This window comes from Leptospira kemamanensis (assembly GCF_004769665.1).
Lineage (GTDB): Bacteria > Spirochaetota > Leptospiria > Leptospirales > Leptospiraceae > Leptospira_A > Leptospira_A kemamanensis.
Map to the genome: position 1 here is coordinate 111,308 of NZ_RQGG01000010.1, position 22,069 is coordinate 133,376.

The 22,069-nt window shown below is 40.7% G+C and carries 23 protein-coding genes; 16 read left to right on the forward strand and 7 right to left on the reverse strand.

The window, feature by feature from the left end:
* Positions 1-2: 2 nt before the first annotated feature.
* From EHQ59_RS03920 to EHQ59_RS03930, 3 genes are read left to right on the forward strand one after another with little or no spacing between them, the layout of a single operon-like run.
* Positions 3-506 (forward strand): chemotaxis protein CheD, encoded by a 504-nt coding sequence (locus EHQ59_RS03920; protein WP_135617839.1) that lies wholly within the window; start codon positions 3-5, stop codon positions 504-506.
* A gap of 5 nt (positions 507-511) precedes the next feature.
* Complete coding sequence (locus EHQ59_RS03925; RefSeq protein WP_135617840.1) at positions 512-1,366, forward strand: HDOD domain-containing protein; 855 nt, start codon at positions 512-514, stop codon at positions 1,364-1,366.
* Between the two features lie 24 nt (positions 1,367-1,390).
* A complete protein-coding gene (locus EHQ59_RS03930; protein WP_135617841.1) occupies positions 1,391-1,927 on the forward strand; it encodes a shikimate kinase in 537 nt (178 codons plus the stop codon).
* A gap of 37 nt (positions 1,928-1,964) precedes the next feature.
* Here the strand turns inward: EHQ59_RS03930 and EHQ59_RS17695 are convergent, their stop codons facing one another.
* Entirely contained in the window at positions 1,965-2,135 is a 171-nt protein-coding gene (locus EHQ59_RS17695) for a hypothetical protein (protein ID WP_167481373.1), read from the reverse strand.
* Positions 2,135-3,079: a TPM domain-containing protein gene (locus tag EHQ59_RS03935; protein WP_135617842.1), complete on the reverse strand. Its 945-nt coding sequence runs from the start codon at positions 3,077-3,079 to the stop codon at positions 2,135-2,137. Before EHQ59_RS03935 ends, EHQ59_RS17695 begins: the two co-directional genes overlap by 1 nt.
* Between EHQ59_RS03935 and EHQ59_RS03940 the strand changes: the two genes are divergently transcribed.
* The 13 genes from EHQ59_RS03940 to EHQ59_RS04005 all read left to right on the forward strand — a co-directional run bounded on the left by EHQ59_RS03940 (position 3,078) and on the right by EHQ59_RS04005 (position 19,905).
* Positions 3,078-4,385, forward strand: a complete 1,308-nt coding sequence (locus tag EHQ59_RS03940) for a hypothetical protein (RefSeq protein WP_244245374.1) — start codon at positions 3,078-3,080, stop codon at positions 4,383-4,385. The two genes, EHQ59_RS03935 and EHQ59_RS03940, sit on opposite strands and share 2 nt — an antisense overlap.
* Positions 4,386-4,566: 181 nt before the next feature.
* The gene (gltB, locus tag EHQ59_RS03945; RefSeq protein ID WP_135617843.1) at positions 4,567-9,144 is read left to right on the forward strand and encodes a glutamate synthase large subunit; all 4,578 of its coding nucleotides are present in this window, start codon (positions 4,567-4,569) and stop codon (positions 9,142-9,144) included.
* Entirely contained in the window at positions 9,137-10,579 is a 1,443-nt protein-coding gene (locus EHQ59_RS03950; protein WP_135617844.1) for a glutamate synthase subunit beta, read from the forward strand. Before gltB ends, EHQ59_RS03950 begins: the two co-directional genes overlap by 8 nt.
* A gap of 216 nt (positions 10,580-10,795) precedes the next feature.
* Complete coding sequence (locus EHQ59_RS03960) at positions 10,796-11,764, forward strand: LA_0442/LA_0875 N-terminal domain-containing protein (RefSeq protein ID WP_135617846.1); 969 nt, start codon at positions 10,796-10,798, stop codon at positions 11,762-11,764.
* Between the two features lie 189 nt (positions 11,765-11,953).
* The gene (gene ccoN / locus EHQ59_RS03965) at positions 11,954-13,384 is read left to right on the forward strand and encodes a cytochrome-c oxidase, cbb3-type subunit I (protein ID WP_108961164.1); all 1,431 of its coding nucleotides are present in this window, start codon (positions 11,954-11,956) and stop codon (positions 13,382-13,384) included.
* Complete coding sequence (gene ccoO / locus EHQ59_RS03970; RefSeq protein ID WP_135617847.1) at positions 13,384-14,079, forward strand: cytochrome-c oxidase, cbb3-type subunit II; 696 nt, start codon at positions 13,384-13,386, stop codon at positions 14,077-14,079. Before ccoN ends, ccoO begins: the two co-directional genes overlap by 1 nt.
* Before the next feature lie 4 nt (positions 14,080-14,083).
* On the forward strand, positions 14,084-14,233 hold the full coding sequence (locus EHQ59_RS03975; protein WP_012476538.1) for a hypothetical protein: 150 nt from the start codon (positions 14,084-14,086) through the stop codon (positions 14,231-14,233).
* Between the two features lie 5 nt (positions 14,234-14,238).
* Positions 14,239-14,769 (forward strand): c-type cytochrome, encoded by a 531-nt coding sequence (locus tag EHQ59_RS03980; RefSeq protein WP_135617848.1) that lies wholly within the window; start codon positions 14,239-14,241, stop codon positions 14,767-14,769.
* Between the two features lie 2 nt (positions 14,770-14,771).
* Positions 14,772-16,091 carry a cytochrome c oxidase accessory protein CcoG gene (gene ccoG, locus EHQ59_RS03985; RefSeq protein WP_135617849.1) on the forward strand — a complete coding sequence of 440 codons (1,320 nt, stop codon included), beginning with the start codon at positions 14,772-14,774 and terminating at the stop codon, positions 16,089-16,091.
* 2 nt (positions 16,092-16,093) lie between these two features.
* Positions 16,094-16,582 carry a FixH family protein gene (locus tag EHQ59_RS03990; protein ID WP_135617850.1) on the forward strand — a complete coding sequence of 163 codons (489 nt, stop codon included), beginning with the start codon at positions 16,094-16,096 and terminating at the stop codon, positions 16,580-16,582.
* Complete coding sequence (locus tag EHQ59_RS03995) at positions 16,579-19,041, forward strand: heavy metal translocating P-type ATPase (RefSeq protein ID WP_135617851.1); 2,463 nt, start codon at positions 16,579-16,581, stop codon at positions 19,039-19,041. Before EHQ59_RS03990 ends, EHQ59_RS03995 begins: the two co-directional genes overlap by 4 nt.
* On the forward strand, positions 19,023-19,238 hold the full coding sequence (locus tag EHQ59_RS04000; protein WP_135617852.1) for a cbb3-type cytochrome oxidase assembly protein: 216 nt from the start codon (positions 19,023-19,025) through the stop codon (positions 19,236-19,238). The genes EHQ59_RS03995 and EHQ59_RS04000 overlap by 19 nt, the downstream gene beginning before the upstream one ends.
* Positions 19,216-19,905, forward strand: a complete 690-nt coding sequence (locus EHQ59_RS04005) for a sulfite exporter TauE/SafE family protein (RefSeq protein WP_135617853.1) — start codon at positions 19,216-19,218, stop codon at positions 19,903-19,905. Before EHQ59_RS04000 ends, EHQ59_RS04005 begins: the two co-directional genes overlap by 23 nt.
* 15 nt (positions 19,906-19,920) lie before the next feature.
* On the opposite strand, the gene EHQ59_RS04010 is transcribed toward EHQ59_RS04005, so the two are convergent.
* The 5 genes from EHQ59_RS04010 to EHQ59_RS04030 form a co-directional block, all read right to left on the reverse strand.
* The gene (locus EHQ59_RS04010; protein ID WP_244245375.1) at positions 19,921-20,247 is read right to left on the reverse strand and encodes a hypothetical protein; all 327 of its coding nucleotides are present in this window, start codon (positions 20,245-20,247) and stop codon (positions 19,921-19,923) included.
* A gap of 104 nt (positions 20,248-20,351) precedes the next feature.
* The gene (locus tag EHQ59_RS04015) at positions 20,352-20,615 is read right to left on the reverse strand and encodes a hypothetical protein (RefSeq protein WP_135617854.1); all 264 of its coding nucleotides are present in this window, start codon (positions 20,613-20,615) and stop codon (positions 20,352-20,354) included.
* On the reverse strand, positions 20,596-21,120 hold the full coding sequence (locus EHQ59_RS04020) for an RNA polymerase sigma factor (protein WP_135617855.1): 525 nt from the start codon (positions 21,118-21,120) through the stop codon (positions 20,596-20,598). Before EHQ59_RS04020 ends, EHQ59_RS04015 begins: the two co-directional genes overlap by 20 nt.
* Positions 21,121-21,123: 3 nt before the next feature.
* The gene (locus EHQ59_RS04025) at positions 21,124-21,576 is read right to left on the reverse strand and encodes a Spy/CpxP family protein refolding chaperone (protein WP_135617856.1); all 453 of its coding nucleotides are present in this window, start codon (positions 21,574-21,576) and stop codon (positions 21,124-21,126) included.
* 88 nt (positions 21,577-21,664) lie between these two features.
* Positions 21,665-22,045, reverse strand: coding sequence for a TIGR04452 family lipoprotein (locus tag EHQ59_RS04030; protein WP_135617857.1), 381 nt, complete (start codon positions 22,043-22,045; stop codon positions 21,665-21,667).
* Between the last annotated feature and the right edge of the window lie 24 nt (positions 22,046-22,069).

Genomic DNA, 22,069 nt, shown 5'->3' on the forward strand with positions numbered 1-22,069 from the left:
GAATGTCTATAAAATCCAAAATCATCAATGTAGGAATTGCTGACATTAAGGTCGGAAAGGATACAGATGTACTCCGCACGACACTCGGCTCCTGCATCGGAATCGTCTTATACGATCCCGATCAAAAAATCGGTGCGATTTCTCACATCATGCTCGCAAAAGACCCAACAGGAAAAGACATGAGTAAGTTCCCACATAAATATGGAGAATCGGCACTTCCTATCCTCATCGACATGATGAAAAAAGAAGGATCGAATATCGGTCAATATTCCTGTCGTATTTTTGGTGGAGCCTCCATGTTCAAAGGGATCAATTCCCAATTTTTACAAAACATTGGGGAACAGAACATTGCCATTGTCAAAAAATTTATGGAAGAGAAAAAAATCCCGATCATTGTGGAAGACATAGCAGGTAACGAAGGTAGGACAATCAGCCTCTATTGTGATGATGGAAGAGTATTGTTAAAAAAAGCTGGTATGGAAAAATACCTTTATAAGGTGCGTTAGGCGATATGCTAAAATCAAAAGTTGATGAAGTATTACAAGACGTAAACAAACTACCGGCCATCTCATCGGTTGTTTCTCAAGTATTGGAGAAATTACAAAAACCGGATGTCAATATTGCTGAATTAGCGCAGGAAATCTCCAAAGACCCTGCGATCACTGCCAACGTGATCAAACTTTCCAATTCTGCGTATTACCGAGCTTCCAAACCCATTCGTACAGTGCAAGAAGCGCTCATGACTCTTGGGATCAAAACGGTAAAAGAGATCGTATTACTAACAGCGGCTAAAGGAATTTTAGCCCAGGACCTCAACAGTTACCAACTGGAAGCGGCTCAGTTATGGACTGCATCTCTTCTCGTAGCTGAACTTTCGAGTAAAATTGTTCAACATAAAAAGTTAAAAATTGATAAAGACCTCGCTTTCACATCGGGTCTTCTTTGTAGCGTTGGAAAAATTGTGCTCGCTCAGTTTTTTAGTCCCGTGATGATGCAAATCAAAACAGACCTAAAAGACAACCAAGAACCTTTCCCTATGTTAGAGAAAAAATACTTCGGTTATACTCATATGGAAGTATCCGAAAACCTACTCAAACGATGGAACTTTCCTCCGGAACTAACTGATGTGGTGGCAAACTACCTCACACCGGAAACATCCAAAGTGAACCCCCTTCTCACATCCGTTGTCCATATCGCAAGCATTCTCATTGTCGTATCGGGCATTGGAATTGATATTGGTGGGGAATCCGTTCCGATTTCCCCGTTTGCACTTAGCCAAACAGGGGTAACTGATGCCGACATCGAAACGTATTTTGTTCATATCCCTGACCTACAAGCAGGTCTTGCTGATTTGTTAAATGTCTAAGCCTCATCTTCTTTTGATCTTTACATGAACATCATTTTAATTGGAGCAAGAGGTGCGGGAAAATCAAAAGTTTCCCGTTCTCTTTCAAAACAAACCGATATCCCAGTCGTTTCTACTGATTCAATCGCCGTCTACGAAGCTGGTGGCTTGCCGATCCCAGAGTTTGTCGAAAAACATGGCTGGAAGGCTTTTCGTGATTTAGAATATTCCATTCTTCAGAAATTGAGAAATGCAGATGGAATCATTTTAGATTGTGGTGGTGGAATCTTATTTGATTTGGATACTATAGGTAACGAAATCGTTAGCCAAAGGAAATTGGAACTTTTACGAAGTATCGGTCGGATAGTGTATTTAGAACGAGGGATCGAAGAACTCGTGGAAAAAGTAAAAGGGGATAAAACTAGGCCTGATCTTTCCAAAGTAACATCGTACCGCCAAATTTTAGAAAAACGCCTACCTGTTTACCAAGAAGCAGCTCACTTCAAACTCAATCTTTCCAAACTTTCGAAAGAAGAAGCCGCCGAACGGATATTAGACTGGCTGGGGCTCAAATCCAAATAGAGGTAGAAAGGATTTAGCTTAAGTGGACAAAATAGATTCAAAGATTCAGCTGATCGAGTTTAATTTCATAAATTGTAGTTTCAAACTTATCTAAAACCGCAAGAGAATCTTCATCAAGAATTATATTCTTAAACTTAGACGCATAAACTATTTCATCAGGTTCAGTTTTCAATATTTCTTGACTAAGGATTATTTCGCCTCCTTTCATTACCAACTCCCACTCGATCCCCCTCCCCCAAAACTTCCACCTCCTCCGCTAAAACTCCCACCACCACCACGAGAAGAACCACTTCCTCCACTACTCGAATATCCACCAGAAACAAAAATCACATTGTCTGTTACTTTTTTGGAGATCCTCTTTACCCAGGACACCTTATCTCTTGTGAGGCGGACAAAAAGAAACCCAAAAATATAAAGCGAATTACATCCTACCCAAGCATAATACCCAAAAAACATCGTTGGTACCCATTGGAAAAATACCAAAACAAATAAAAACATCCCAATCCCTTGGTCTTCATAGTGGAAGGCAGTGATGACACCAAACAAAAATAAGACGGAAACAAATAACATGCCCACTGGATACAATAACCAATGGCCTTCAAAATCAAACCCTCGAAAGGACTGAAACCTTTCCCATAACGATGGTTCTTTTGGTGTGATCCCTGATTTTGCTGTTTCTAACAATTGATCTAAACCCAATCGAATCCCCATTGGGTAATCTTCTTTTTTGAAGTGAGGGATCATGATGTCTTGGATGATACGTTTGCAATACACGTCAGTGAGCACACCCTCTAATCCATAACCCACTTCGATTCGCACCTTTCTGTCGACTGTGGCAAGTAAAATCAAAACTCCATTGTCAACACCTCGTTGTCCGAGTTTCCAAGCCTCCGCTACCTTCAAACTATATTCTTCTAAAATCTCTCCTTCTAACGAATGTACCACAAGGATGGCAAATTGATTGGAGGTTTCTTTTTCGTGATTGATTAGGACCTTTTCCCATTCCTCTGCTACTTCCTTGGAAATGGTACCATCTTCGAAGGTAACTCTTCTTTCCAATTTCGGAATTTCTTTTGCCTGTACTTCGCAATCAAAAACGAGGAGAAGACTCACGAACATAACAACAAGGAAAGAAACAAATCTTCTTTTCATGGGCACAAGGCTAGTTGACAAAAAGAAAAAAATCAAAGAGTTTTTTCCGTGCGTGGAAACAAGTTTTTTAACAAATTCTATCTTAGTAAAAGCAACAATGGTAAATGATTACGTATTCCTTTTTGGTGTTGCAGTTTGGACCATCCTTGCTTTATCAGGAATTTGGTTTTGGAAACGAACTCACATTGGAAAAATGGGTTTTGTTTTTACCTTGGTTAGTTTTTTACCTTTTAGTTTTTTATGTTACCAATCTTACGAAACAGAAGATCGTTTTGTATACAAACTCAAACTTGATACAACGGAAGGTACCATTCAATTTGGAGATTCAGATGTGCCTGATATTGAATTACCGATTGAAGAATTTCATACATACCAAGTACGATCGGAATCAGAATCAAAAAAAGATGGCATCAGGTATACCGATACAATTTACATTCACCACAAATCAGGACTGTTACTTCCTGTAGCGACTGTTTCTGTAAAACGTGATAAAGATAACCAAGAAGGATTTAGTCGGTATTCATTACTCTCTCGAGAATTTAAGAAATTTTTTAGAATTTTACCACTCCCTGTGGAAACAGAAACGGGAAAACCATTCCAAGAACTTCTCATCAAACCAGAGTTACCTAAAGAAAAGAATCCTGGCCCAAAACTTAAAAATAAAGCCCTCATATCTCTCAAAGAATCTGAAATGCATTCCCTCAAAAAAGTGGGAGCTCCCCCATTCCCTATCGAATGGAAACACCAAATCATAAGTGCCAATTGGTATTTTTCCTTTTCACTACTGGCAATTGGCCACCTCGGGATGTTGCTTTTTATTTTCAACTTTTTAGAAAATAGGAATCACATCATGTATTATGGAATCCTCATTTTATTGTTTGGTTATCTTTCTTTTGGTTCTCAATATTACTTTTGGATTTTGCCAAAATCAAAAACAGTCTATAAAATTGAGGCTGTAGAAAATGGATTTCGGTACTACTCAATCCAAGATCGGGGCGACAAATTTGACCAAAACCACGGAGTTGGTGAAATCAAAAGATTAGAAGGAGAATGGTTTCCCAATCGAGAAAAAATCGTTTTTTTGGAACTTCCCAAAAAGAGCCTACACTTCCAAAGCAAATTGGCGTACGAAAAAGCAATGGCTTTGGCAGATTCCTTAGAAAGTGATTCTCCCGACTTAAAACAATCATTCCGATTGACCAAAGAGGTTTATGACAGCTCCGAATGGGTGCTCTGGGATTTAAGCGATCTTCCTATGGAAGTTGCAGTTCGCTTCTTTCTTGTACTGTCACATTCTTTAGACTAAGTTTAATAATGCTTTATATGAAAGCTGATTTTATATATTATAGGCAGAATGATCTTATATTGAGCATTTTCGAGACATCCGTTTTGCCTAAAAATAAATCATTTTGCTGAAAACAAAATAATTGGACAATACACCCGATTTCTAAAACAAGGTACAGTAATTGCTTTAGTGTAGGGTACGTATGTCAAAATCTAACCAACCACCCATTCTTCCACCACTCGGCCCACAGGCCCAAGGTATGTATGATCCTGCCATGGACAAAGACTCCTGTGGTGTTGGTTTTATCGCAAATTATAAGGGCAAACGTTCCCGTGACATCGTAGACAAAGGGATCCGCCTGATGTGTAATCTCGAACACCGAGGTGCCGAAGGTGCTGACCCAAAAACGGGTGATGGTGCTGGGATTATGATCAATATCCCGGATGCTTTTTTCCGCAAAAACCTACCTTTCACCTTACCAAAAGAGGGTGATTACGCAGTCGGATTTTTATTTTTACCACAAAACGCAGAAGTGCGAGCGGCCGTTGAAAACGTGATTGAAAAAATCATCATCGACGAAGGGGAAGACTTCCTTGGTTTCCGCGATGTTCCAGTAAACAAAGAATATGCGGGTGTTGTGGCTTCCAAAACCATCCCAGTCTTCAAACAAGTGTTCATCGGGAAAAAATCCAAAAAAATCAAAACCTCAGATGATTTTGAGAGAAAACTATTCCTCATCAGACGACTCATTGACAGACGAATTCGTGCCGAACTCAAACTCGATCGTTCCCAATACTACGTACCTAGTTTTTCTTCTAGAACCATCGTTTACAAAGGGATGTTACTCGGAGACCAAGTCAAAAAATTCTACGAAGACTTGAAGTCACCTGACCTCACTTCAGCGTTCTGTTTGACTCACACTCGGTTTTCTACAAACACCTTCCCTACTTGGGATTTGGCTCACCCATATCGTCAAATTGCACACAATGGTGAGATCAACACTTTACGTGGGAACATGAACTGGATGGCAGCTCGCCAAATGGTCATGCAATCTCCGTTATACGGTGATGAACTCAAAAGAATGCTTCCTATCGTGATGGAAGGCCAATCAGATACTGCAACATTTGATACAGTTCTAGAACTTTTAGTGATGGGTGGTAGATCACTTCCTCATTCTGTAATGATGATGATCCCTGAAGCTTGGTCGAAAAACAAATCCATGGACGCCGACAGACGCGCGTTCTACGAATACCATGCCACATTTATGGAACCATGGGATGGACCTGCTGCGATTGCGTTCACTGATGGAAGGATCATTGGAGCCACTCTTGACCGAAATGGATTAAGACCTGCTCGTTATATCGTGACCAAAGATGATGAAGTGATCATGTCTTCTGAGGCGGGGGTATTAAACCTACCACCAGAAGAAGTCCTTGTCCAAGACAGACTTCGTCCAGGAAGGATGCTCCTCATCGATATGGAAAAAGGCCAAATCCTAGACGATGAAGAAATCAAAAAACAAATCTCTACCCAAAAACCATACCGCAAATGGGTAGAAGACAATATGATTCGATTGGGTTCTTTACCAGACCCTGAGAACGTAAAACAACCACAACACGAAACGATTTTAGAAAGACAAAGAGCGTTTGGTTACACACATGAAGATGTGTTTACCCTCATCAAACCGATGGGAGTTTCGGGAGAAGAACCAGTAGGTTCCATGGGTGTGGACTCTTCCCTTGCCGTCCTCAGTGAAAAACCACAACCTCTCTTTCGTTACTTCAAACAAAACTTTGCGCAAGTGACAAACCCACCGATTGATCCCATCCGGGAAGAGTTGGTAATGGAACTCACAACTTACATTGGGCCGGAAGGAAATCTTCTTTCAGAAGAACCGGAACATGCCCACAGGTTAGAGTTGGAACACCCAATCCTTACCAACGAAGATTTTGAAAAGATCAAACAAATCAGTGAAGGCCATTTCAAAGCAAAAACCTTTGAAATCCTTTTTGATCCATCCAAAAAACATGATATGCGTAACTCACTCGACAGAGTGTGTGCCGACGCAGCAAAAGCCATTCGCGAACAAGGGGTAAACCTCATCATCCTCACTGACCATGGTGTCGGTGAAAAAAAGGCAGCCATTCCATCTCTCCTCGCTGTGGCAGGACTCCACCACTACCTCATCCGAGAAGGACTCCGCACAAAAGCAGGAATCGTTTTGGAATCGGGGGAACCAAGAGAAGTCGCCCACTTCGCTTTGTTATGCGGATATGGTGCCAATGCAATTAACCCATACCTTGCGTTTGAAACCATTGCGGATTTATCCCTCCAAGGATTATTACCAGAAGTTCCCAATTACAAAGATGCAAAGAAAAAATACATCAAATCGATTGGCAAAGGTCTCTTCAAAGTATTCTCTAAAATGGGGATCTCCACATTACAATCGTATTGTGGTGCACAAATCTTTGAAGCGGTAGGTCTTGATTCCGAACTTGTGAACACGTATTTTGCGGGAACACAATCCAGAATCGAAGGGCTTTCCCTCGAGATGTTGGAAGAAGAAACCGTTCGTCGCCACAAAGCAGCTTACGATCCAACTTTTTTCCCTAACAACTTAGAACCAGGTGGAGTTCACTACTATCGTAAAAATGGAGATAGCCATCTTTACACTCCAATCACAGTTCATAAATTACAAAAGGCAACACAAGATAACGATTACAAAACGTTCAAAGAGTTTTCGGCTCTCATCGACAACCAAAACGAAAGAGCGATCACACTCCGAAGTTTGTTCCAATTGGACTTTGAAGGATCAAAAGCGATCCCAATTGAAGAAGTGGAATCGGTAAAATCCATCCTCAAACGTTTCCAAACAGGAGCGATGAGCCATGGTTCCATTTCTTGGGAAGCGCATACAACTCTTGCCATCGCCATGAACCGCATTGGTGCAAAATCCAACACAGGAGAAGGTGGAGAAGACCCAGTTCGTTTCAAAACCCTCCCGAATGGAGATAGCATGCGTTCGGCGATCAAACAGGTGGCATCTGCAAGATTTGGTGTGACTATGGAATACCTCACGAACGCAGATGACATCCAAATCAAGATGGCACAGGGCGCAAAACCAGGAGAAGGTGGACAGTTACCAGGACACAAGGTAGACAAATACATTGGATGGTTACGTTACTCCACTCCAGGTGTAACCCTCATCTCCCCTCCTCCTCACCATGATATTTATTCGATCGAAGATTTAAAACAGCTCATCTTCGATTTAAAAAACTCAAACCCAAGAGCTCGTATCTCCGTAAAACTGGTTTCGGAATCAGGTGTAGGAACTGTAGCGGCAGGGGTTGCAAAAGCTCATGCGGATCATATCCTCATCGCAGGTCACGAAGGAGGAACAGGAGCAAGTCCGATTTCTTCCATCCACCATGCAGGAACTCCTTGGGAACTTGGACTTTCGGAAACCCACCAAACACTCGTTGCAAACGGATTACGTGACCGTGTGTATCTAGCTGTGGATGGGAAACTCCTCACAGGAAAAGACGTTGTGGTAGGAGCTCTCCTCGGTGCGGAAGAGTTTGGTTTTTCCACATCAGCACTTGTCTCTGTTGGTTGTATCATGATGCGTAAATGCCATCTCAATACATGCCCAGTGGGTGTTGCAACCCAAGATGAATTTTTAAGAAGTAAGTTCACAGGAAAACCTGAGTATGTTGTGAACTTTATGACCTTTGTTGCGGAAGAAGTGCGTGAGATCATGGCAAAACTTGGTTTCAGAACTTTCGAAGAAATGATTGGCCAAGTGGAAAAAATCAAATTCAAACGCCCTCACCACCATTGGAAGGCTCGTGGACTTGACTTTAGCAAAGTGCTCCATAGACCAAACCCAGTTTTCCCAACAGGCCTCTATCGTGCCAAAGAACAAAATCACCACTTGGATGAACAGATTGATAACGAACTGATTCGTAAATCCCTTGCTGCGATTGATCACAAACAACCTGTGAAAATCCAAACTTCCATTGTGAACTTAAACCGTTCTGTAGGAACCATGCTCAGCCACGAAGTCACTAAAAAATACGGTGTGGATGGACTCGCAGAAGATACAATCGACATCGAATTTACAGGAACCGCAGGACAATCGTTTGGTGCCTTTGTTACCAAAGGGATGACACTTCGCCTCATCGGGGAAGGAAACGACTATGTAGGGAAAGGTCTTTGTGGTGGAAAACTCATCTTCCAAACTCCTAAAAATGCTCCTTACAAAGCAGAAGAAAACATCGTCATCGGGAACACTTGTTTTATCGGTGCGACGGGTGGACATGCTTATGTGAATGGGATGGCTGGCGAACGTTTCTGTGTGAGAAACTCTGGTGCTCATGTCATCGTGGAAGGAACGGGTGACCATGGTTGTGAATACATGACCGGGGGACGAGTCATCATCCTGGGTGAAATTGGCCGTAACTTTGCGGCTGGTATGTCAGGTGGGATTGCTTACCTTTGGGATCCAAAGAAAAACAAAGAAGCTCTCATCAACAAAGAGATGGTCGACTTAGATCCGTTAACTGATGCATCAGAAATTGCAGAAGTCAAAAAAATGGTGGAAGACCATAAAAAATACACTGGCTCCAAACGTGCAGAAGAAGTTCTAAACAATTGGAATGAAGTCGTAAAACAAATGATCAAAGTGATTCCGAGAGATTACAAAAAAGCATTAGAAAAAATGACTTCTGAAAATGGATCGGGAAAACAAAAACAAGTGGGGGTAACAACTCGTGGGTAAACCAACAGGATTTTTAGAATTTAAGAAAGAATACCTTCAAAAGATTGAACCAAAAGAAAGGGTCAAAAACTACAAAGAGTTTGAAAAACCTTTCCCTGAGGCTGTTGCCAAAGACCAAGGGGCTCGTTGTATGGACTGCGGAATTCCGTTTTGCCATGGCGACACTGGTTGCCCCGTCGACAACCTCATCCCTGAATTCAATGACTTTGTTTACCGAGGTCGTTGGAAAGAAGCTTGGGAAAACCTTTCTAAAACCAATAACTTCCCTGAGTTCACAGGAAGGCTCTGCCCTGCTCCATGTGAATCAGCTTGTACTTTAGGAATCATCGAACCACCAGTTTCCATCAAGTCGATTGAAAGAACCATCATCGACCGTGCTTGGGAAGAAGGTTGGGTCATCCCACAAATGCCTGTTTCCAAATCTGGAAAAAAAGTGGCCGTTGTCGGATCGGGACCAGCTGGTCTTGCCGCAGGACAACAGTTAGCTCGTGCAGGTCACACGGTGACAATCTTTGAAAAAAATGACCGCATTGGTGGCCTACTCCGTTATGGAATTCCAGATTTTAAAATGGAAAAAAGACACATTGACCGCCGTATGAAACAAATGGAAGCGGAAGGTGTTACTTTCAAAACCAACGTAAATGTTGGAGTTGATATCACCGCAAAACAACTTTTAGCTGATTTTGATGCAGTTGTTCTTGCTTGTGGATCCGAAGTGCCAAGAGATCTTCCTGTGGAAGGTCGAAGCAACAAAGGAATCCATTTTGCAATGGAGTTTTTGACAAAGAACAACAAACACGTTGCAGGTGATGCAATTGAAATTATCAACGCCAAAGACAAACATGTGATCGTGATTGGTGGAGGTGATACAGGATCTGACTGTGTAGGAACTTCCAACCGCCATGGTGCCAAGTCCGTCACTCAAATTGAATTATTCCCAGAACCTCCGAAAGATAGAGACAAGTCCACTCCTTGGCCATTGTATCCAAAGATGTTACGTACTTCCACATCTCACGAAGAAGGAGTCAGTCGTAAATGGGCTGTCTCTACGATGGGATTCAAAGCCAATGAAAAAGGCGAAGTCACTGCGATTTACGGGTCGGAAGTCAAAGAAGAAAATGGGAAATTCATTCCAGTGCCGGGCACTGAGTTCGAATGGCCTGCTGACCTCGTTTTTTTGGCAATGGGATTTATGAATCCGGTAAAAGATGGGTTACTTGCTGATTTACAAAAAGAAGGATTGGAACTCGATGGCAGAGGCAATGTCAAAGCAGAATTCGGAACCAAAGCCGGTTCTTTTGCGACAACCGTTCCAAAAGTGTATGCTTGCGGCGACGTAAGACGAGGGCAATCCCTCATCGTTTGGGCGATTTCCGAAGGAAGAAAGTGCGCGGACCAAGTGCACCAATTCCTGATGTCAGAAGTAGAAGCCTAAGAACACGAGTCACTTCACATCAGGATCCACACTTGGAACAAACCTTCTCATAACAGGGATAATTTGTTTCCAATTGTGGATTCAGTTTCGCTTTGTCTTTGGCAAAAAAATTCTTGCCTAACTTCCAAATTGTTAAAATCATTGGAGAGACCAATTGGAACGTAGCTAGTAACACTATAAAAATCGTGATATAATATTCTAACATTTGAGACTCCCTTGAAACTAACTGTAAAACAAATCCTAAAAATCGCAACACTTTTGGTAGTCCTTTCTTCTACCTTATCCGCTGAGAACATCCTTCTCAAAAAAGGGGGAACCATCAAAGGGAAAGTCATAGAACAAGACCAATACAAACTCAAAATCCGAAAAGAAGATGGAACAACGATTGTTCTCAATAAAACGGAAATCCTAAAAGTCGTTTATAAAGAAAACTTAACTGCTGCAGAAGAAGATAAACTCAGAAAAGCAGAAGAAGATAAAGAACGCATCAAACGAGAAAAAGAAGAAGCGGCAAGGCTTAAAAAAGAACAAGAAGAAGCTGCTCGTTTGGAAAAAGAAAACGCGAAAAACAATGCTACTTTAGAAGCAGAAGCCAAACGGAAACAAGAAGAAGAAGCAAAATTAGCAGAAGCGGAACGAAAGAACCTAACAAGAACAGGTGCCATGTGGCGTTCTGCGGTTCTTCCAGGTTGGGGACAATGGAAACAAGGACGAAAAGTACAAGCCATTGTATACCCATCCATCATTGCAGTAGGACTCTTTTTTACCTATGACAAACACCGCATGTATCTCAATGCAAAAAGAGATTATAATAATTTAGAAAACCCTTATACAACCAATGGCCTTGTCCGTGCTGCATTTACACCACAATCAGCAGCTGTTTCCCCATCGGAAGCAGTCGTGGCAAGCCAACTTGGTCCTTTTAAAGGGCAAAGAGAATCTGTCGAAAGGCATTACCAAGAGATGCAATACATAGGAATTGCCACCTTACTTGTGTATGCTTGGAATATCTTTGATGCGTATTATTTCCACCCAACGGGTTCAGGCCTCAGTATGGATGACACAAGGAAAGAAAAGTTTTTCCTGAGTTCCAGTGTAGACCGAGTGGGTTATCACCCAACAGCTCTCGCTGGGGACAGAGGACTTGAACACCGTACTCAATTGGGATACGAATTTACCTTCTAACCAGAATTATACTGAACTAACCCTTCCTTAAACTTTAGATCAATTCTAAATCTCAACTCCATCCTTGACAAAAATCAAGGGTGGAACATAGTCCCACTTTCCTGTTTTTCTTTCTTTTCTTCGTCTTCTTTATATAAAGGATTAAGTTCTCTAAAGAAATAGAACTGATAAAGATTAAGGAGAGAAACATTGGCTACGGAAAAAACTCAATATGACGATTTTATCGTAAAAGGGTTTATCATTTCAGCGTTAGTCTGGGGCGTTGCATCAATGACATTTGGTGTCATCATTGCCTTCCAACTTGTGTATCCACAGCTGAATTTGGAATTACCTTGGACGAGCTTCGGAAGACTACGACCATTACATACCAATGCTGCCATTTTTGGTTTTGCGTTGAGCGTGATCTTCGCCACTGCCTACCATACAGTACAAAGACTTTGTCGCACCAGAATGTGGAACGACACTCTTTCCAAACTGCATTTAGCATTATACAACTTATCAATTGTTTTAGCTGCGATCACGTTACCACTCGGTTACAGCCAATCCAAAGAATATGCTGAATTGGAATGGCCGATCGACTTACTCATTGTTGTTTGGTATGTTATCTTTTTTGCAAACTACCTCATGACGGTACTGAAACGAAAAGAAGAACAAATGTATGTTGCCATTTGGTTTTACATTGCTTCCTTCGTAACAGTTCCCCTACTCTTCATTGTAAATAACATCGTAATCCCTGCAGGATTTTTAAAATCGTATTCGGTTTATGCAGGAGTATTTGATGCCAACATCCAATGGTGGTATGGTCACAACGCAGTAGCATTCGTACTCACAACACCATTTTTGGGTCTTATGTACTACTACCTTCCAAAACACATCAAACAACCAATTTACTCACATAGACTTTCTATCATCCACTTCTGGTCACTTATCTTTATCTACATTTGGGCAGGTCCTCACCACTTATTGTATTCACCAATTCCTGAGTGGTTACAAACAACGGGTATGGTATTTTCCATCATGTTATGGATGCCATCTTGGGGTGGTATGTTAAATGGATTTTTAACACTCACTCAAGCCAAAGACAAAATCAAAGTGGACGCAACCCTCAAAATGATGTTAGCTGCCGTTACTTTTTACGGTATGTCAACCTTTGAAGGACCTCTTCTTTCTATTCGTGCGGTTTCGGCTCTAGGACACAACACAGACTGGATCATTGGTCACGTTCACTCGGGAACTCTCGGATGGGTTGGATTTATGTCAGCAGCTGCCTTGTATTACTTAGTGCCTAGACTTTGGAATGCAAACCTCTATAGCGAAAAATTGGCGAATGCACATTTTTGGTTAGGGACTCTCGGGATCCTACTCTACATCATTTCGATGTGGGTTTCTGGAATCACAGAAGGATCTATGTGGAGAGCTGTGGGAGAAAACGGGGAACTCGTTTATAAAGACTGGGTTGAGATTGTTGAGTTCTTAAAACCTTTCCGTCTATTCCGTGCGATTGGAGGAACACTCTATCTAACAGGGATTATCCTTATGGTGTATAACTTTATCAAAACCATTCAAAACAAAGACAGTGGTTTTGTGGAACAAGACTTACGTATAGGAGTGAAATCATAATGTTGGGATTTAATAAATTCTTAGATTGGTTTTCAGAAATTGCAGACCGTTGGGATACAAAAGGAGTTAAGTTTACAATCTACACAACCATTGCCGTTGTGATTGGTGGACTTTTTGAACTCATCCCTCCGTTTTTTTTGACGAAAACGGTAACACCAATTTCCACTGTGAAACCGTATTCGGCATTGGAGTTGGCAGGTCGCGATACCTACCAAAAAGAAGGATGTATTGGTTGCCACACACAAATGGTTCGCCCTTTTAAATGGGAAGTGGATCGTTTTGACCCAACTAAATCCTATGGAAGAACTGGTTACTCCAAAGGGGGAGAATTTGTTTACGACCATCCATTCCTTTGGGGTTCTAAACGAACTGGTCCAGACCTAGCTCACGAATCACAAATGTTACGTTCTGATGAATGGCATAAAAACCACCTCATCAATCCAAGAACGGTAGGTGGTGTACCAAACTCCATTATGCCAGCCTATCCTTGGTTATTCGAAGAGTCTCACAAAGTAGATGTAGAACAAGTAGTTGCAAACATGAAAGCACTTAGATCCATCGGTGTTCCTTACTCAGAAGAAGATTTGGCAAATGCACCTTCTCTCTTAAAAGACAAAACCGAAGGTGATGCACTGGTTGCCTACTTACAAAAACTAGGCCGTGACTCGGCTGAGTTACAAAAAGGGATGAAGTAAAGTCATGAATGACGCAGACCTTCTCTTAATTTATAAAAGTTTGCGATTGCCGATCCTTGTGATCGCAATTGCTTACATCACCTACTACGTTTATAAAAAACGTACGAAAGACGAAATGGAAAAACCCAAGTATCGAATGCTTGAGGAGGATTAATACGAATGAAAGAACCAAAAGAAGTAGACGGAATCTTCCAAGCCGACAATCCCATGCCACCTTGGTGGAAAATGGTTTGGCTCATCAGTATCATTGTATCCATCGGTTATGTTGCATACTTTCACTGGTATTCCGATTGGCCACAAGATGTCGCTTTTGAAAAAGAAGTGGCAGAACACGAAGCAAAGTTCCCCACCAAACAAGCAATTGTTGCTACAAACGATGATGGTTCCAACCCTTACCGTGATGACGCAGTTGCGATCAAAGAAGGGGAAGGAACTTACAAACAAATTTGTTCTGCTTGCCATGGCCCCACTGCTGAAGGTGCTGTTGGTCCCAGTTTAGTTGATAAAGATTGGATTCACGGAAATACCGACAAAGAAGTGTTCCATAACATTATGAAAGGAATTGGACCAGAAAGACAAAAACTCAACCGAGGTGGAATGCCAGCTTGGGAAGGGTTAGGTGCAGAGAAAGTGTATGCTGTGATGGCATGGCTTGCAACTAAAAACAGTACTTTGGTAAAGGCAAAATAAAAATGATCATTTCAAGACCACAATCAGGAAAGGTAAGGACACGAAGGAATATCGTCATGAGTTTTCTCGTGGGATTATTTTTGGTAGCACCTTGGGTGGTGTTACCAGACACAAGCCCCCTCATCCGACTGGACATTCCCAAACGAATGTTTCACCTGTTTGGTGGTCTTTTTATTCCACAAGAAGGATTGATTTTATGGTTTTTCCTTCTGACGATGGGATTGTCACTTTTCTTTTTTACCTCCGTCATCGGCCGAGTCTGGTGCGGATGGGGTTGCCCCCAAACGATATATACCGACCTATTTGACCGAATTGGTCGGTTTGTATTAGATTCTAAATACGGGAAAAAGGACGCATCCATTCTCGGAAAATACACAGTGTATTTTTTATGGATCGTAGTTTCTTTTATTGCTTCCTTTCATTGGATCGCATATTTTGTCAGCCCCTATGAAATGTTAGCTGACTACATGCGTTTTTCCGCATTCTCCGAAACCTATTTCTATTTTACCTTATTTTTTACAGCTGCGATGTTTATCGACATCGGTTTTATCAGAGAACAATTCTGTCGATATGCTTGTCCTTACGCAAGATTCCAAACCCTCCTCATGGATGAACATTCCTGGAATGTCACTTACGACTTCAAACGAGGGGAACCTCGTCGCGATGGCAAAACCAAAATTGGAGATTGTATTTCTTGTAATATGTGTGTTGCCGTTTGCCCCACAGGAATCGATATCCGTGATGGTCTGCAAGTTGGTTGTGTTGCTTGTGGAAAGTGTGTAGATGCTTGCACTTCCATCATGGCAAAGGAAAACAAAAAAACATTAATTGGTTATTTTTCTCTCAATCAAATTGAAACAGGGGCAAAAATCAAATGGGTTCGCCCAAGAACTGTGATTTATGCCATTTTACTCAGTGTAGTGCTCATTGGTGCGTCTATCCAATTACTCACTCGAATCCCTATGTCTATGATTGCCGCTTCCAATAAGTCCATGCCACCCATCCTTATCCCTGACAATAAAATTCGTGCCTTTGTTGCTCTTCGCATTCAAAACATTGCCCCTGTTGAAAAAGAATTCCAACTTTCTGCTTTTGATACAAGGCATGGAAAAGAAATTTTAATTCGATCTGGCGAAGAAGGTAATCAGTTCAAATTAGGGTCAGGAGAAATGAAGAGTTTCTCAATTGTTTTAGAAACACAAAGTCTCACAGAACAAGAATTAAATGAAGGATACCTACCTGGATCCATCGTTTTGCGAAACACACAAGACCCAGAAGAAAAACTTGAGAAAACGTTATCGCTCTCTCTACCAAGGAAATAATCATGTTCAAAGACTTACACCCTAGTTTACGCAATGCAATGTATGTGGTATTATTTAGTTTCACCGCTCTTGTCGCAGCGACCTTTTATACCATCCGCCTGACGTTTCAACATTTTGAACCTGTGATGGACAAAAATTATTACGAAATTGGTTTAAATTATGAAAAGGCCATCGAAAACCAAAAAGAGCTTTTATCACAAGGATTTCAACTCAATACCAATTGGGATAAAACTACCCTTCTCCCATTAGGAGAGTTGGATTTAAATGTATCCTTAAATCAAAATGGAGTGGCTGCAAAAGCGGATTCTGTATACATCATTTTAGAACGAAATGCCACTACCAAAAACACGGCTCGTTATGATTTAAAACCATCTAACTTAGATTTTACTGGGAAGATCCCTCTAAATGAGAAGGGAACTTGGAACATGAGAATCATTGCAAGTATCAATGGCAAATCATTTGAACGAGAAGGGAAAATCACAGTTCGATGAAGGAAACAAGTCCTGCAAACACAACAACGGAATGTGACCATTGTGGAAATCCCATCCGTTTAGTGAGGATTGAATCCAAATTAGGCAATGAATCCAAGGTTTTTTGTTGTGAAGGTTGTGAAACTGTTTATTCCATCATACATTCTTTAGGTGGAAGTTATTATTACCAACTCAAAGGAAATACCAAATTAAACCCTGTTGAAATCGAAGAAAATGATACCGAAATTGAAAATGAATTAGTGTATCGAAAATTTGTGCGTAGCTCAGGTGGATTTTCTGAAGTTTCCATTCAAATCACAAATATCCATTGTTCCGCCTGTGTTTGGATCAATGAAAAAGTATTAAACGAAGAAGAAGGAATTCTTTCCGCTCAAATCAATTTTGCATCAGGTAGAGCTCGGATTCGATTTGACCAGTCCAAAATTAAAATCTCCCGGATTCTCTCTCTCATTCGTGCCATTGGTTACAAACCGATTCTTTTTTCTCCTACCGAAGGCAATCTACAAAAGTCCAAACAACTGAAAACCTTACTCCTCCGAATCGGTGTGGCTGGTTTTTGTTTTGGAAATATTATGATCTTGAGTGTGGCCTTATACTCTGGATACTTTACTGGCATTGACTTAAAACTCAAACGTATGTTTCATTATGCCTCTTGGGTATTTGCGACACCTGCGTATTTGTATTCTGGTTTTCCTTTTATGTCTGGATTTTTAACAAGCATACGAAGGAGAACTCTCTCGATGGATTTCCTTTTATTTTTAGGAATCTCCATGGCATATTTTTATTCCGTTTATGTGACGTTAACTGATAGAGGTGAAGTCTATTTTGATTCCGTTGCTATGATTTATTTTTTCATCTTAGTGGGAAAATACTTCGAAGAAAAAGCAAGGGTCTTTGCATCCGATAAACTGGAATCCATTCTTTGCAAACTTCCTGAAACTTCGGTTCGCATTACAGAAGCAGGTGAAACGGTCATCCCTAGTAGTGAAATCAAATTAGGTGACAAAATCCAAGTAGCACCTGGAAAACGAATCCCTGTGGACGCGATTTTGTTATCAAATGAAACCTATGTAGATGAATCTTTTTTAACAGGTGAATCAGTACCAATTCACAAACAAAAAGGGGATTCGATCCTTGCAGGTTCCCTTTCTATGGATCACCCAGCTCTTATCATTGCCCATTCCGATTACCATGCATCTACTCTTTCTTCCCTAAAACTTCGTTTGGAAGAAGCTCTCCACTTAAAACCAAAAATCCAAATCTTAACAGAACGAATTGCTTCTTATTTTATCTCGGTTGTGTTTCTATTAGCGTTTATCTGTTTTGGGGTTTGGATGTTCGTGACAGCTGGTGATTTTGAACAAAGCCTTGTCACAACCATTTCTGTTCTCATTGTAGCCTGCCCTTGTGCTTTAGGAATTTCTGTACCCACAGCCCTTGTGACCAATCACATCTTAAATGCCGAAAAAGGGGTGCTCTTAAAAAATCCATCTGTTGTAGAAACTTTAGCGAAAACGAATACTATCTTCCTTGATAAAACAGGGACCCTTACCGAAGGAAAATTTCTTGTTCGTTTGGTCACATTGAAAGAAGACCACCTAGCTTTTGTTTACCGAATCGAAAAAGAAATCAACCATCCACTTGCCAAATCATTAGTGAAGTATTTAACTCCCTTTCATTCTGTTAAAGAAAAAGCAAAAGAGATGGAACTCACCCACTTACAAAACATTCCAGGCCAAGGAGTGCAAGGAACCATTCTCTGGTTAGGAAAAGAGTATTCGATTTTGATTGGAAACAAAACTCTGTTTCAAAACCAAAAGATATCCACTCCTTCCCTACCCGACAAAGAGGGTTCACTCATTTTGGTAGCGATCAATGGGAACATGGAAGGTCAGTTTGTGCTCGCGGATGAAGTGAGACAAGGTGCACATTCATTTGTAACCTTACTCAAACAAATGATTCCAAACATCGCAATTCTTTCTGGCGACAGATTCCCAGCTGTGAAGGTTATCGCAGATTCTCTTGGGATTCAGCAGTTTTATGCTGACCTTTCACCCGAAGAAAAGGCAAACATCATACAAGATTCACAAAACAAAGGCAATGTGGTAGTGATGGTAGGTGATGGTATCAATGATAGTTTGTCACTAGCAAGAGCCAATGTTTCGATTTCCCATACAGAAGCAGAAGATATGTCTTTGGAAAAGTCAGATGTGGTTCTAACTTCTGGGAATTTAAATGGACTTGTCCATAGTTTACTCTCTGCGAAAAAGACAAGAGAAGTGATTATACAAAATATCATCATCTCCTTTTGTTACAATTCCATTATGTTGCCACTTGCCATGTTTGGGCTGATGTTGCCTGTGATCTGCGCGGTGTTTATGGCATGTTCTAGTTTGACAGTTCTACTCAACTCATTATCGATACGATTAAGGATCCCAAAATGGAAGCCCTCTATTTAACTATCCCGATGGCCATGTGCATTGCTGGTTTCTTTTTGTATGTATTTGTTTTAGCATTCAAAAAGGGCCAATTTGAAGACATTGAATCCCCGAAATACAGAATGTTTTTTGAAGAAGAATACCCAGTGCAAAAAAATTCTGAGACTCCCGCCGTCTCAAAAGAAACCAGAGAAGATGGACCAACTAGCAAATCTTAGTTTTTTTGGGTCCATCCTTACGTATGGATTTCTAAGTAGTTTCCATTGTGCTTTGATGTGTGGGCCTTTTGTTTCCCTATTGCAAACTTCTAATCCTTCCCGACAAATCCCAGTGATTCTCTATCATTTTGGCAGAATGTTGTCTTATTCTTTTTTAGGTTTGATTTTAGGATTTGTAGGTAAGGGTGCCAATGCTTTAGGGGAACTAACGGCGATCCAAGGCATCGCTGGAATTTTTACATTTGCGTTTTTGTTATTATTTTTGATCAGGATGTTTTTTCAAAATTCAAGTTCTAGGTTTGGGACCATTCCCAAAGGAATCTCTGAACTTCTGCAATCCATTCGCAGAAAAACAAGTCAGAATGGATTAGGGTTTGGAATTGGAATTCTAAGTGCCCTACTCCCTTGTGGTGTTTTGTATCCAGCATATGCCGCTTCTTTTGCCACAGGGAGTGCCGTCACGGGTGCTCTTGTGATGTTTACTTTTTATCTTGGAACGGTTCCTGCTTTGACTGGCCTAAGTCTTGTTATGGGAAGGATCCGTAAACACATCCAACCCAAATGGATCCCTGTGTTTGGCAGTCTTCTCCTACTCACCTCACTTGGTTTTTTACTCTTTCGAGTGTTTTTCCATGTCCATGGTGAGTCTTGTGATCACTTACTCTAAGATTGTAAGATTACCTCACATTCGTCCTCGGAAGTATTTTTCTTTGAAATGACTGACTTGGCTAGGATTGATTTTAGTTTCGATCGCATTCCCAATGACAGCGATGAGTTTTTTGGCAAGAACTCGATCATGATTGGCAAGCCATCTGCGGTATTCGGTATTGAGACCCGATTCACCAACAAGGATCACTTCACTTGGAGAATCCAATGTTTTTGTGATTTCAGCAAAATCCCATGTGTCTGTGTCTTTTAGTTTTTCCCAAGACTTCGACTCCATGTGATCTGATTCTAACTTGATCATCTCAATTCGTTTATTGTGTAAGTAGAGAATGCAAGCGTTCATTTTCATTTGTTCCTTTCTTAACTCTGACGAAACAAATGGAATAAAAATACTCCTTTATCATAAAGGATATAGGTTTGTGAGATTGATATTTATCAATGACAGTCTCAATCGAAACTCAAACTCACAATCGATTCAGAACTCAACTCTTCTACCAAATCACTCATATTATTTACCATTTCATTTGGTTCAATCACCCATTGATAAAACGAAAAAGTGATTAGAACTAAAATTGTGGCACTTATAGAGAAAACGAGATTTCGTTTTCGTTTATAATTCCGAATCCGTGTCTGTGTTCCTGTTACGATTCGCGATTCAAAATTAGAATCATTTAATAATTCTTCCCATTTTTTATGATTCTTGGAATTCATTTTTCACTCCTGGCATGAATTTACGGATCCACTCCTTGGTTCGAAACAACCTAGATTTCACAGTCCCCTGTTTGATTTGCAGTTCCTCTGCAATTTCTTCCATGGTTTTCCCGGTTAAATACAATCGTAATGTTTCGCGGTAGACCTCTGGAATTTTGTGAAGTAACATTTCCATCCAATCTTCCAAAAGAATGGAATCGTTAGATTTTGTTTGGATTAAATCCGATTGGTGGTTTTGCAGATACCGTTTTGCTTTCTCTTCTTCTTTCAGTCGTTTTTCGTTCATCCTTAGGGCTTCGTTTCTAGCAATGGTATAAATCCATGTTGAAATTTTTGACCTACCATCAAACCCACCCTTCTCCAGCGACTTAAACACACGAAAGTACACTTCTTGTACCACATCTTCTGTGGCATCGTCAAAACGATCGATGAGAGTATCACCGATCGTTTTTAAAACCAAGTATTTGGTTTCTTTGACTACAGATTCGAAGTCAAATTCTGCCATCGTTTATTCTTCTGGTGGTTGGTGACGTGAGGCAAACTTTTCAACGAGTTCCGCAAACTTTTCTCTTTGTTCTGGTTTCAGAACGGCATGAAACTCAACTAGTTTTGTTTGGAAAAACTTTCGCATTTCTTGGTGGCGAGTTTCTCTTTCTAAACTCATTTTATCCAGGAGTTTGGTATCAATTTTTTCAGAACGAATTTGATTTGCCATTTCTTTGGCCCATGATTCGTGTTTTGGTTTCATTTCCTTGTGTTTGGCAATGAGTTCCCCTTTGATACTTTCTAGTTTTGCTTTTTGTGTATCATCCAAGTCCAATTTGGAAATGAGTTTGGAGGTTACCCATTCGATTCTTTTTTCAAAGTCTTTGTGCCCACGGCAATTTCCAAAGGCAAATGCCATAAGTGAGACGAGTCCGATGGTGGTTGTGATTTTTAGAACTTGTTTGAGAGAGATCATAAAACCTTCCTGTTTTGTTTGAAGAATACGACCCGGAAGATTGGGAATTGGTTCCCTGCCCTAAAAAAAAGAGCAGGGAAAATGAAAATTAAAAAACTGGGAACGGCTCTCCTGTGATGAAACCATCAGAGCTGATGTCTTGGCAAGAGATGATATTTGTGATTAAAGAACCTAAAAGATATCCTTTGAAACCTTTGATCTCATTCACACAAGCGTCTACATCAGATTTGATATAATATTTGTCTGATTCGATTTTTGCAATATCTGGTGCAATTAAACTAAAAATAGAGATACTTCCTCTTCCTGTCAAAACAACTGAATTGATCAAATCTGTTTGAATCGCAGCATCTGTAATACGAGAAGCAGCTTCCGAACCTTTTTCACGATCGAGTGAAGCACCTGCTGGGTTTAAGACCAAACAGTTTGTTAGCGAAATCGCTAACGCTAGAAATAAAATTTTTTTTAACATATATGTTCCCTTGGATATGGTTTC